Origin of the sequence: Bacillus sp. FJAT-26390 (genome assembly GCF_001682865.1) — a bacterium.
Taxonomy (GTDB): Bacteria; Bacillota; Bacilli; order Paenibacillales; family Paenibacillaceae; genus Pristimantibacillus.
In genome coordinates this window covers 1,667,703-1,680,399 of sequence record NZ_MAQX01000001.1, presented here as the reverse complement: position 1 = coordinate 1,680,399, position 12,697 = coordinate 1,667,703, and the positions used below count along the sequence as shown (strand labels likewise).

Genomic DNA, 12,697 nt, shown 5'->3' with positions numbered 1-12,697 from the left:
GTCAAAGGTGTTGAAGTTTATATACAATATATTTAACATATAGATGAGTCCTATTTTTCTTGTTTCTGAAGGAGGGGTGTATAAGAAGAGAACGCTGATTGTTCTGTTGCATCACATCACAATTAAAAGGAGAAATGAAAATTATGATTCGTAAGTTTGCCGTTTTGTGTATTACCTTAGTCTTTACAATAGTGTTATCGGTTAGTGCATTTGCTGCTACTGATGCTTCAACGGAAGGGAATTCGTTAAAATGGCCTAAAAATCAAGCGCTTCCAAACTTCGGTCAAGCTAAACATTTGGATGTTGCCAATGTGTATGAGGCATCAGGGGATATTAAATTGCTTCTGACGACCCTTGAAGGAATTATTAACAGGGAACAACCACGAATTTATGTGATTCAGAATAAAGTTGACCCTTGGCTGAAAGATTTAAAGGTTCCTTATAAGCAACATGACAATGCTATGGATGTTCTCAAGAAATATGTAAAAGAGGTTAAAGGCGTTATTGTTTATGATCCTAATATACCGGATTCGATTAATGTGGCAACTACACTTGCAGGACTAAAAGATGCCGTTGTCGCGAGTCCTGAACTTGCACAACAATTAACTGCAGCACCATATCACCTGACGGTACTAGAAGATTTACAGGGCAAATTTAAAAATCGTATGGACGCGTACAATTGGCAATATGAGAATCTCTGGAGCCAAACGACTCAGAGAATGTTGGTCGGATTGAGTCCGGACACATCCATCCCGATCCCGCCAGGAAATTCTGAATTGTTCCAAACGATTGCTATCGAAAAGGAACAAATACGTGATGGAAGCAATCGGAAAACATATGAATTTGATTTGTCTTCATATTTGGGAAAAGAGGCAGTATATCTCCGCTTCGATGATGCCTTTCCTCAGGATGGCTGGGGGCCAGCAGTTCATCAAGTGACTGTGAAGGCAGACGGACAGGTCATCTCAGATTTTAAAACGGGTACCACCGAGGAAGAAGCCTTTCTCTATGACCGACATAACTCCAAATTTTTACCTGGAAGCGATCACCGCTTCGTAGATCACGGTAATTACTTTGTATACGAATTTAAACCTAGTGCAAATACGAAGCAATTAACAGTATCTATTGAAATGTGGAACCAATACAAAGTATCTGCAAGCAGTACTAAACCACTTTCATCCGAGGAGAAGGAACCTTTTGGTTTTCTACGTGATTATGCCGTAGCAAACAAAGCGATGGTCTTCTGGCTGTCAACCAGTATACCAGAAGAAAAGGCGCTTTTTGAGAAGATTCTTTCCGACGTAAAGCCAGGGACACCTTATATGGGGTGGTTCGACAATGATTTCGAAGGCGAGGTCGCTGGTCTCGAACTAACATCTCGACATAGCGTTTATGTATTACCTTCTGACTGGTTTCATAACATGACCGTATTTTCAGGAACAAAAGTAAAACAAGAACCAACACCAAAACAAGTTGATCCTAAGCTGGAGAATAAAATTTACGTGACCTATACCTTTGGCGAAGGTGACAACTTGCAATACGACCAGAATCATATGCGTAACTTATGGGATGATCCCGCTCGAGGCAAAGTGCCAATTAACTGGACCTCAAGTCCGCTTTTGTATGATGCAGCTCCTGCCATTCTGAATCATTACCGTGCAACTGCAACGAAAAATGATCTGCTTATCGCAGGACCGTCTGGAGCGAGCTACTTCAATCCACATGTCTGGCCGAAGGAGACATTCTCGGAATACCTGAAACAATCTTATTCGTATCTTAAAAAAACCGACATGTCGTACCCTTATGTGCTGAATAGGGAACTTGGAAAAGACATTCCACTCAGCGAGTCGACGGCAGCAGCGTATGAAAAAAATTACAAACTCCCTGGCCTTTTCTTGGCAGGGGAAGATAAAGACGATATTAAGATCATGAACGGGAGTCTTCCTGTATCTATCATGCGGGGTATCTCAACTATCCAGGACGGTAAAAATTTATTGTCTGAAGTGAAAAAAGATTGGGATGGAAAATCTTCAAAGTTTATTTCGATTGGGATCAACGCTTGGAGTATGACACCAACGGATGTTTTAGCTATCACAGAATCTCTTGGGCCAGAATACAAAATCGTTAAGGCTGATGAATATTTTTCACTCGTCAGAAAAGCTTATGGATTGTCCAAATAAGTTTGAGAAATAATTATTGTTCTTAGTAATTAGTGAGGGCTGTCACAAAGGTAATAGACCTTTGTGACAGCCCTTTAAGCAATAATCCCATTGTGCTATAAGGTGGTGATAATCCTCAAAGCCGATACGAAAAGAGTCTTCGGCTTTTCAATCGTTACAAGATGCATTACGAGCTAGAAGCATTTCCTGCACTGTAGCAAGTATGCGATAGCATCCAGTGCAAGACAATACGACATTTTCATCTTCAGAGTTGTTTGGATTGGTCAACATGGAGCTGTCGTTAATTTTTACGACTATTCAAAAGTACAACGTGGCCTTGTAAGTAGCCTGCCTTAGTCATTACGATAACGGGACACAATAGCTTAACTATCACCAGAACGAGGCTGCCGGCATAAATCGGCAGCCTCGTTGAGTTAATTGGCTGAATAACGTAAATATCAATAAAATTGATTATATAAAAAGTTTACCTAGAAATTAGATGGCATTTCAAGTAAAATTTGGGGCAGAAAAGCTGAAAGGAGCGATCTATCTATGTTAAACAAGGTGGTTATTATTTAAGTCCACAAAAGGATTTTGTACCCATTCATCCTTATTGGTCAATTTTTTGAGCCGATGAACTCTTCCGGTTTATCAAATTTAGTTTGAACTTCTGAAGGGGGGGATTTCAACTTGGAGGGGCGAATGAATGGTCCGCCCTTATTCCCTGGCGCTCCGATAAGGCCAACAAGCACCTTTAATTCATCGTTTCTTAATCGATCGTACGGTGCTTCGGCATCTTGGCCTTCCATGTTTCACAACTGGCTTGTTTTTATTCCTCTTTGGAGGAAGCAAAAGAAGGGATAATCAGTGCCGGAAACTTTATGAATGAATTGTATGAGAAAAAACATTAATAGATATAGATGTAAGAAGTGGATTTTTTTCGGTGATGGTTTTCAAACCATGTGCGACAGTTCATCCAGGAAGGCTTCATAAGCTATATCCATTTTAGTTACTTCGGGGACAGTGGCTGATGAGACGGACTGCCTCTGCTAGCTCCTCGAGCGACTTATCTGGTAGTAGTTAGGGAATCTCGTCGTTGGTCAATTGTCCTTGCTTAGACTTGTAGTCAGAAAAAGAGGTACTTGTATAATCTGTATCAAAAAACTTGACACAGCGATAGCGAAAAGTTAATGTGGTAATAAAAACAGGGAGATTTCATTTTGTGGCTAAGTACATTATTCTTAAACAAGACATTCTTAGAAGACTAATGGATGGGGAGTGGGCGGAAGGCCTTAGACTGCCCTCCAGCAGAGATTTTTCCGAATACTACGAATCCAGTGTGAATACGGTGGAGAAAGCCATCAAAGAATTAGTGGAAGAAGGGTGGCTAATCCGGGATACCCGAAGAGGCACTTTCATGGATAAAAGGAAGCTCACTGTTCAAGGCAGCACTCATCTGGTGGCTGCTTTCGTTTTTGGCATTGAAAATCCGCTTTGGTCGGCCGCATTGAGAGGAATTGAAGATGTATTATATTTACAAGAATATCAACTGATAAGTTCAAGTAATGATCGAAATTTGGAGAAGTTGGAAGTGCTTGCAAAAGGAGCGGTAGCGAGAAAAGTCAAAGGAGTCATTTTATGTCCGATTTTGAGTCATGGACATGAAGATATCAATAATCGAATCTTCACCCTCCTTCAAGATAATGGAATTAAAGTTGTATGCTTAGATCGAACAGTATATAACAGCAATATCCCGTATGTAACAAGCGATAATATTACCGGGGCATATCATTTAACGAAGTTGTTAATCAATCATGGCCATCGTCGTATATTATTTATCCGTAATTCGAACATAAGTACAATGAATGAACGGTTAGTAGGATTTAAACAAGCCATTATCGATTCTGATTTAGAATATTCCGAGCAATTTGATGTGATTATACCAACAAGAATGGAAGATTTTTCGGACGAATTTAATTGGTATTGTGACGTATTTGAGCAGAAAATGAAACAATTGAATTTTACGGCTGTATTGACAGCGAATGATCAGATTGGGGAAGCGGTTATTCATTCTTTCCAAAAACTAAAATATAGCATTCCCGAGGATGTATCGCTTGTAACGTATGATGCTTCCAATTTAAACCGGAAAATTAATTTCAATGTAACGGGTATTTCGCAACCCTTCTATGAAATGGGACAGTGTGCCGCCAGATTATTGCTCCATTTAATCGATGGAAAAGAAGAACAATATAATATCGGGCAAGTTTGCAAATCCAGGATGGACATTGGGGAATCTGTAAAATCGATTTAGATATAGCTGGTTATTGAAATTAAGACGACTGTGATTCCAAATATCTGGGATAATAGTCGTCTTTTTGTTGACCAGAAGCCCTTAGTTCAGTTTTGGATATCTTTTACACTTCTCCACTTTGTTATTTGATTAACATTGTATTAAAATCTGTATCATAAACATGATGTTAAATGAACTTTTTATTGACACAGATATCTAATTATTATAACATCTGACTTATCGAACTGAATTATAAAACGCTTTCTTAAGAGATGCCAAGACAGAGTGGAAAAATAGCGGTATGAGCGAGCCCGCAATATTCCTTATTGATAATGATATTGCGGGTAATTCTATTATTTCATGTACAGGAGTGACGATGGTTGAAAAGTGAATTTGAATGGAAAGAGCGAATGGCCAAGTATAACGGAATTTTCACGGAACCGCCCAAAAACATACCTACGGACAAAGTTGTGGACGGCCCTTTAATTGGAAACGGTGATGTTGGCGTAGTGATCAGTGGATCACCAGAACGGCAGCGTTTATGGATATCGAAGACCGACTTTTGGAAAGCGAAGCGGATTTATCCGAACGGCAGTCCTTGCTTGCTCGGGGGAATCGATATTCATATGCCTGCGTTGGCAAAAGCTTCATATTATAGCGAACAGAGGTTGCTTGAAGCGGAAGTTACATCGGTATTACATAATGACGCGACATCGGTATCCATAAACTATTGGGTTTCGGCTGGCGAGAATGCGGTAATCGTTGAGCTTTCATGTGAAGGCGATGCCCTAACGATTTCGGTTGACTTGTGGGTACAGCAAGGGAATGAATCCGAGACGGAAGAGGGGCAGCAGGACGATGTTGTTTGGGTGTCTCGAAAGTTTAACGGCGCCGACCTCGATTGGCCTACAGAAGGTACGGTCGCCATGCGCAGCTTGGGCGGCGGGCGAGGTTCAGTCCTGCTACAGCCGGGAGTAAAGACATATATCGTTGCATATGTATTAACGAATCATAATGTTGAAGATTATCAGCTAGAGTCGGTTGGAAGAGCCGGACTAATGGACGTAAACCGAATTGAGATGCTTCGTTCAGAACATAAACAATGGTGGAGCCGGTTTTGGGCAAAATCCGAGATTGAAATCGGCGACGACGTGCTGGAGAAGTATTGGTACGGCTCTCACTACATCATGGCTTGTTGCAGCCGCAACAAGGCGTTTCCGCCTGGTTTGTTCGGCAACTGGATTACGACGGACGCCTCTGCCTGGGCGGGGGATTATCATTTGAATTACAATTACCAAGCCCCTTGGTGGGGAGTGTATTCGTCGAATCATATTGAATTGAGCGAACCCTACGATACGCCGTTGCGGGAATACATGCCGAACGGACGTAGGTATGCTGAACAATATTTAGGCTGCAAAGGAATCTATTATGATGTCGGTATTGGACCTAAAGGATTACCGACTGCCCTATCCACTTCACATGCAAGCATAAAATATGAGAACGGCCATTTATTTTTGGGGCAAAAAAGCAATGCGGCGTATTGCGCAATCAATATGCTGATGCGTTATTACTACTCTTATGATATGCAATATGCGAGTCAGGAGGCATATCCGTTCCTACTTGAAGTTGCCGATTTCTGGGAGGATTATTTGACATTCGAAGAAAACCGATATGTCATATATCGTGATGCGATTCACGAAGTCCCCACTTTTTCGGACTCACATCCTAACGATGAATGGTTGCGGGAGCTCGAGGAAAAAAATCCGATCCTCTCGTTAGCGCTAATTCGGGCGGTATTCAAAGGGCTGCTGGATATGTCCCATGAATTGAATCTCGATTCGAACCGGCGGGATAAATGGTCTCATATATTAGAGCATATCAGCAATTTTCCAACATACGAGCGCGATGGAAAAACGATATTTCGCTTAACGGAAGAAGGGCGAGATTGGTGGAATGATAATACGCTGGCCATTCAGCATATCTGGCCTGCCGGAGCGATCGGACTTGGCTCGGATCCGAAACTGCTTGAAATAGCCCAAAATACGATTACTGTTTTGAACCGTTGGACGGATTATAATGGTTTTCCGACAATATTTACAGCCGCGGCTCGGGTCGGATACGATCCGGAAGTCATCCTGCGCGAGTTACGTCGTCAGTGCCTTAAACATGGCTATCCGAATCTGTTTATTTTCTTCGGTGGAGGCGGCATTGAGTGCTGCAGTGGTGTACCTTCGGCAATCAACGAGATGCTAATGCAAAGCCATGAGCATGTTATCAAGCTATTTCCCACCTGGCCCCGTGATAGAAACGCCCGCTTTACAAATTTAAGAGCCGTTGGAGCATTCATGGTATCGAGCGAACTAACAAATGAAAACGTAACTTACGTAGACATTACAAGCGATAAAGGAAGAACATGTCAAATCGTCAACCCATGGCCGTTGGAAGAAGTTGTGGTTATGGAGAAATGCGGAGATATTCAAAAAAAAATCGATGCGCAGTTGTCGGGAGACATCGTTTCTTTTACTACGGAAGAAGGCAAGCGTTATAGCTTAAGTTCAGGAAGATAACATTAAAATATAGGATGAGTATTCATGTCAAAAATTAAAGAAGTACTTTTTCACTATCATAGTCACATGGGTGTTGGTTACACACACCCTCAGCGTGTATTGCTTGAGCAGCAAAAGAAATATACCGATCAAGCGTTGCAGTTGTAGGTGCAGTTCGGCAAGGATTACGGGGAGAGAACGGCGATTGTATCAGTCCAGTTCCTGCTAGGTAATTTTTGCTTTATTACCAATACTGTGTGTATCCATCTATATAAAATCAATTTAATTTGGAAAATTTATTTGGATGATGGAATAAAAGCAGGTCTGAGTTCACCTGGATTAGGGGAACATCAGGCCTGCTTTTTTGTATTTCACTATGTTGGTAATACTAATGGGCATTAGCGTATGTGCTGTTTTTATCGGCTTGGCGTCATAAGCCAAGAGAGTCTGACGTCAAGCGATAGGATTCGATTCTGGATGATGTGCATCCTGTTTATTGTCATCATTGCTGGAATGACTATTCGTCGATTGAAGGTGTTGATGTGCTGGCTTGAATGTCAAGTCAATCACAACTACTGCTCCTTGCTTCGATTGCTATGATACCGAATAACCGTGACCACTAGAATCAGAAGAACGGGTAAGGTGTAGGCGAGACTATTCAGCAGCGGCCATGTCACTTTGACGAACTCATCCAGTTGAGACTCCTTCGTATAGGTGGTTAACGACAGCATGAGGCAAATGAATGCTACGGGGAATACAACTAAGCGTTCATTTTTCAAGCCTAGAAGTTCTTTCAACATTTTAATCAGGATGATCAGGAGAATTGAAGCTTTGAAATAAAAGCCAACAATAAGCGTGATTCCGATGACGGATTCGATTCGCTCGATCACCTCCTGAAACGATATTAGCCTGGCTAATTGGTACAAAGAGTATTTCAAATCTCCGGACAATGGTCCCAGTACCATAATGCTGCTAATGACCGAGGCTATTAGCGTCAAGGAATTGATAACAAGCGCAACGTACATATGTTTGCGCAGCTGAGAATTCTCATCCTTACGTACATACGATAAGATGACCGAAAATACGACCATCTCGGAGAAGGGAAACCCATAAACTACATAAGAGGCGTTCAAGATCGGTCCAATTCCATCTGGCATTATTGGGAGAAGGTATTGCGGATGGTACAGGCTTGAGACCAGGATCAAGATCAGAACAATACAGCCGAACATCAGAAACATAAATACGGCAGCCATCCGAGCAATTACCTCGATTCCTGCCATCGCTGTTAGTCCGATCATTATAAAAAACAATGTGCTTACAGCATAAGTAGGGGTTTCTTTCATCATCGTATTCTTGAAGAAGATTCCGATCTCAATGACAACGCCCGAAATATTCCAAAGCAAAACGCAGGCGAAAGGGATCAACACCAAGAAGGTGAGTCCCTTTCCCAATACGGAGCGGCCTTGCTCGACCAACGAAAGCTCTGGGGCTAGCCGGTTTAAATAAAGGATAGCAGTCAGCAGAAGCATTCCCATCGCCGAGGCAATGAGAAGAGAGAGCCATGCTCCATTGCCTGCAATGTTCGTTAAGGGAGCGGGGACAATTACGACGGAGGAGCCTGTCATGAAAAAAAGGAACAGCATGGACAATTGAATTGAACTGATAGGTTCTTGTTGTTTCATGGGTGCTCCTCCAAATTCTATAGAAATCACGTATGCGTGGGATCGAGCCAATGAATGAAAAGCTTAGCCGGCCCGGTAAATAAATTGAAAATCATATCCAGGTTAGGCCATGGCTTAGCCGCTAAAAAGATAACAGCAAGATAGAGGAGCGGCGCCAACACCGCTATGTACACAAGCCGATCCCGGTTGCTGGCGGCCATCACTTTCGGGATGTCATGGATCAGCATAGCGGAGGCCAACAGCAAGACGCAGATGAATTTTCCTATCACATCTAGTACTCCTTTTTCCCGAATATCGTACCTGCGTTCATGCCAGTGCTTAACACATGAACTTGAACATGGGTTTGAAATTGCATTTGCGCAAGCTTGTCAACCCAAATGGGTTCCAGCTGTTTCCAGAGTTTCGGGTTGTTCTGATAAATTTGATTCCCGATTCCGAGCACATCAATTTTTTTGGCCTTTAAGGTTCGGATAGTATGTTGAATCTGATGTTCCACTTGATCTTTAATCGTCTGTTCAAAACGCTCCATATCTTGCTTGGTCTTCAGGTCTGAGCATCGCAATTCTCCGGTCGTACCTTCGATCGACATATGGATGTCGACGATTACATTCTCGTTTTTCACTTTCGAAACCAATTGACTGTTGAGATTGATTATTTCAAGCGATTCTTTGTTATAGATCTGCTTTTTTTCATGATTCATGCATGGGAATTCAAATACCCCATAGATATATCTGTCTGTCAGCATCATCAGCGTTTCGGTATCTTTTTCCTTAAGTATCCCTACCATTTTCCCGTCTTGAATCAATGCGACTCCGGATATTGCCGCCTTATTATCCAAGCTGTTTTTATGCAAGTAAGGCATAGCAGAGGTTTTGGAAGGACTGCTTAGTTGTATAGCGAGATCATATAACGGCAGGTTAGACGTTTTGGCGGAATAGAGAGATCCGATCGTCTCCATTTTTCTATACTGTTGACCTATGGTCTGCTCGATAAACGGTTTGATATCCAGAAATTCTGCCGCTGATTTCTCAGCAATGATGGGTAGAATCGTGCCCCGTGGTTCATGGTCTCTAGAGAAAAAATCAAGCACTTCTCGGATGTTCAATGTTCTGGCTAATTTCTCTCCGATGATAATGACACGCATATGATCCCATTTGGCTTTACGTCCGAATTTTGTAGGAATCTCTCGCATCGCTTCAAAAAAGGTTTCACCCGTTGTATGAATATTAATTCCTTTAACAGATGCATTCGTTGCCATACCGGATTGCATTTTACTGGAAGGGTTATAAAAGTGAGTCGTGATATCGATAAAACCGCCCTCGCCTTGATCAATCGATATCGCCTGCACATAGCCATACTCGTCCAGTTCATTATTATCCCAGCATCCGCTAAGCAGGCAAAGAACAAGAAATGAAGCGAGAAAGGAGAGGAGTGGCTTCACTATGATTTCTTCCTTTCTGCGGATTTTTTATGTAGATGTCGACTCCGAGGCGAATGAACCAGCAAACGTCTTGGCAGCACGAAAATTGTATCTCGCAGCCTTGTCAAATCCAGCGGGGCCAGCGAATCCAGATAGGGCTCACCCAAGGTACGCAGAGTCGCCAGATGAAGGTAAATGAGAATAAAGCCAACCATGATGCCTAGCCCTCCAAACGTCGCTGCGAGAAACATTAACGGAAAGCGCAGAATCCGCAGTGCGATGGCCATATTGTATTGAGGAAGCGCAAAGGAAGCGATGCCCGTCAAGGCAACGACAATGACCATGACTGGAGATGCAATCTGTGATTGAATGGCTGCTTGGCCGATAACCAACGCCCCAACTATGCTGACGGCCGAACCGATCGGCCGGGGCAGTCGAATGCCCGCCTCCCGCAGCAACTCAAAGAAAAACTCCATAATCAGCGCCTCTATCACAGCCGGGAAGGGGATTCCTTCCCGTGTATCTAATATGGCTAGCAGGAGAACCGTCGGTATGAGTTCGGAGTGGAACGTTGATAACGCTATATAGGAGCTGGGCAGCATGAGCGCCATGAGGAACGCAGCCAGTCGGATCAATCGAATCAACGAAGAAAAAATCGTCCGATAGTAATAATCCTCGCTGTTTGTAAAGAATTCTATGAATTTCCCCGGACAGATCAGAACCGAAGGGCTACCATCCACTAATGCAATGATTTTGCCATCCAGCAGAGAAGTAACCGCCGTATCCGGGCGTTCCGTATACCGAACTTGTGGAAAAGGCGAGTAGTTGGAATCATTAACCCACTCTTCAAGATAGGAAACTTCAATAATTTCTTCTTGATTAATGCCCTCAATCTTTTGTTTAAACGCTTCTAATATCTCCGGCTTTACGACGCCTTCCAAATAACCGTAGGATATGGTTCTGTGGACCTTTTCCCCGGATATAAAATACTCAAATTTAAGATCAGGAGATTTCAGCAAGCTTCGAATGACACCGATATTGCGGTCCAAGCTTTCAATGAAGCTGACATGCGGGCCTTGAACGGTAGGCTCCGTGATGGGCTCGGAGGTTTGACGCTGCTCGACATCAAGGGCAAAATAGGCGATAGCTTTAGACCATCCATGGAAAAAAATGATGACTTTGCCGTCCAGAATACCCCTGACAGCTTGTTGCATATCGCTCATAAGCTCAACGTTAGGGGAAGCTATGCCATGGTTCTCAAAATAATCGATAACATCTTTAATCGTAACCGTCTCGGCTGGCCCAAGCTCATACGGGACCAGATTTTGCAGCGTTTCCTTTGCAAAATTCGTAACGGTCGTTTTAGTTAGCGTATCGAAATAGACGGTAAAGGCAGATTGCTCCAAGTCCTGTCCATAACTCCAACGGTAAATTTTCAAGTCTTTGCAGTTGGCAAAAAAACCTTGAACCGACTTCAAGTTTTCTTCCAGGCGGGGAGAAATATTCGGGTAAGAAGGCTTGTCGGATGAAGTGTGATTAGTTGAAGGATTGGGCAATTTCCGCATGCGAGTCTCCTATCCGAAGCGAAATGTCGAATCATTTACATCTTTTCCCTGATGGAGGAAAGATATTCGGCTGCCTTTGGATTGGGGAAGGGGCGGAGCCAATAAACTAGCTTATTTGCACATGCGACCAAATCCACTTTATGGGGCGTTCCTTCGGCTTTTATGCGTTCGTAAAACTCTTTGAGCTTAGTGTTTCGAGAACGGATAAGTATACTTCAAGTCCTATTTATTGGGAAATTATTAATTGCAATTCATGTGAATATAATAAAATTTCTTAATAGTTATGGCATTTTAATTTTACATTGCAATGTTATAGTACGGATTGAATCATAATTTTACTAAGGGGAGAAGGAAAATTAATGAAAACAAAAGCATTACGAAAGACAATAGTCATCGCAGCAATGATAACGCTGCTAGGTGGAAATTTACTTACAGGTTTTGGTCAAAATAATTATGTCTATGCAGTAGATGAAACTACACAATCCGTCATGGTTGAAGATTTTGAAGATGGAATCTCAGATGTGAAATTTAATCCTAAACGTATGTATGATGCAACGCTGCACTTGGAAGATAACAAGAAGCATGTAAGAAATGGACAATATTCGGCTAGAATTGATTACGATATGATTGGTATAGTAGATAATCCTTCTCAAATTGAAGTAGGTTATAAAACGGGTAATATCCCAGTAACAGGTTACCCAACTAAAGTAGGCATGTGGGTTTATGGGAACAATGAAGGACATTTGCTAACGACAAAATTTAGAGATAAAGGCGGATCTTCTTTCCAAGCAGAATTCTATGATCAAAATCAAATGGGTATAGACTGGTCTGGTTGGAAATATATCGAGGCGGATGTTCCGCAGGGTAAACCAGGACCGGTTGTCCTTGAACTGTTTTTCCAGTTGAAACAATCGAATATGAGCAAGAAAAATAAGGGTTCTATTTGGGTAGATGATATTGCCTTTATCTATAAGGAACTTGATGAGGATAAAGACGTTCCAAACATTTAACCTATAGCCCCTGTTGAGAATGAAG

The 12,697-nt window shown here is 42.3% G+C and carries 9 protein-coding genes; 5 read left to right on the top strand and 4 right to left on the bottom strand.

The genetic code is table 11. The annotated features are described in order from the left end of the window. The first annotated feature begins 143 nt into the window (after positions 1-143). The 4 genes from A7975_RS07770 (at position 144) to A7975_RS34745 (ending at position 7,163) form a co-directional block, all read left to right on the top strand. Positions 144-2,180, top strand: coding sequence for a GxGYxYP domain-containing protein (locus A7975_RS07770; protein ID WP_053376556.1), 2,037 nt, complete (start codon positions 144-146; stop codon positions 2,178-2,180). Between the two features lie 1,201 nt (positions 2,181-3,381). After that, a complete protein-coding gene (locus A7975_RS07760) occupies positions 3,382-4,470 on the top strand; it encodes a GntR family transcriptional regulator (protein ID WP_065384707.1) in 1,089 nt (362 codons plus the stop codon). A gap of 359 nt (positions 4,471-4,829) precedes the next feature. Further along, the gene (locus tag A7975_RS07755) at positions 4,830-7,016 is read left to right on the top strand and encodes a glycosyl hydrolase family 95 catalytic domain-containing protein (protein ID WP_082198034.1); all 2,187 of its coding nucleotides are present in this window, start codon (positions 4,830-4,832) and stop codon (positions 7,014-7,016) included. A gap of 24 nt (positions 7,017-7,040) precedes the next feature. Next, complete coding sequence (locus A7975_RS34745; RefSeq protein WP_255314196.1) at positions 7,041-7,163, top strand: hypothetical protein; 123 nt, start codon at positions 7,041-7,043, stop codon at positions 7,161-7,163. A gap of 404 nt (positions 7,164-7,567) precedes the next feature. Here the strand turns inward: A7975_RS34745 and A7975_RS07750 are convergent, their stop codons facing one another. From A7975_RS07750 to A7975_RS07735, 4 genes are read right to left on the bottom strand one after another with little or no spacing between them, the layout of a single operon-like run. Further along, complete coding sequence (locus A7975_RS07750) at positions 7,568-8,677, bottom strand: GerAB/ArcD/ProY family transporter (RefSeq protein WP_065384706.1); 1,110 nt, start codon at positions 8,675-8,677, stop codon at positions 7,568-7,570. A 26-nt stretch (positions 8,678-8,703) separates the two neighbouring features. Beyond that, a complete protein-coding gene (locus A7975_RS07745; protein WP_065384705.1) occupies positions 8,704-8,946 on the bottom strand; it encodes a hypothetical protein in 243 nt (80 codons plus the stop codon). 2 nt (positions 8,947-8,948) lie between these two features. Next, positions 8,949-10,118, bottom strand: a complete 1,170-nt coding sequence (locus A7975_RS07740; protein ID WP_176707678.1) for a Ger(x)C family spore germination protein — start codon at positions 10,116-10,118, stop codon at positions 8,949-8,951. Continuing rightward, the gene (locus A7975_RS07735; protein ID WP_082198032.1) at positions 10,118-11,662 is read right to left on the bottom strand and encodes a spore germination protein; all 1,545 of its coding nucleotides are present in this window, start codon (positions 11,660-11,662) and stop codon (positions 10,118-10,120) included. Before A7975_RS07735 ends, A7975_RS07740 begins: the two co-directional genes overlap by 1 nt. 359 nt (positions 11,663-12,021) lie before the next feature. Here A7975_RS07735 and A7975_RS07730 point away from each other — a divergent pair, with 359 nt between their 5' ends. Beyond that, positions 12,022-12,672 carry a hypothetical protein gene (locus tag A7975_RS07730; protein WP_065384703.1) on the top strand — a complete coding sequence of 217 codons (651 nt, stop codon included), beginning with the start codon at positions 12,022-12,024 and terminating at the stop codon, positions 12,670-12,672. The last annotated feature ends 25 nt before the right edge of the window (positions 12,673-12,697 follow it).

Excerpts from the sequence above, each read along its gene's own strand:
- A7975_RS07770 (WP_053376556.1), top strand. The coding sequence starts at position 144 with ATGATTCGTAAGTTTGCCGTTTTGTGTATTACCTTAGTCTTTACAATA.
- A7975_RS34745 (WP_255314196.1), top strand. The coding sequence starts at position 7,041 with ATGTCAAAAATTAAAGAAGTACTTTTTCACTATCATAGTCACATGGGT.
- A7975_RS07750 (WP_065384706.1), bottom strand. The coding sequence starts at position 8,677 with ATGAAACAACAAGAACCTATCAGTTCAATTCAATTGTCCATGCTGTTC.
- A7975_RS07735 (WP_082198032.1), bottom strand. The coding sequence starts at position 11,662 with ATGCGGAAATTGCCCAATCCTTCAACTAATCACACTTCATCCGACAAG.
- A7975_RS07730 (WP_065384703.1), top strand. The coding sequence starts at position 12,022 with ATGAAAACAAAAGCATTACGAAAGACAATAGTCATCGCAGCAATGATA.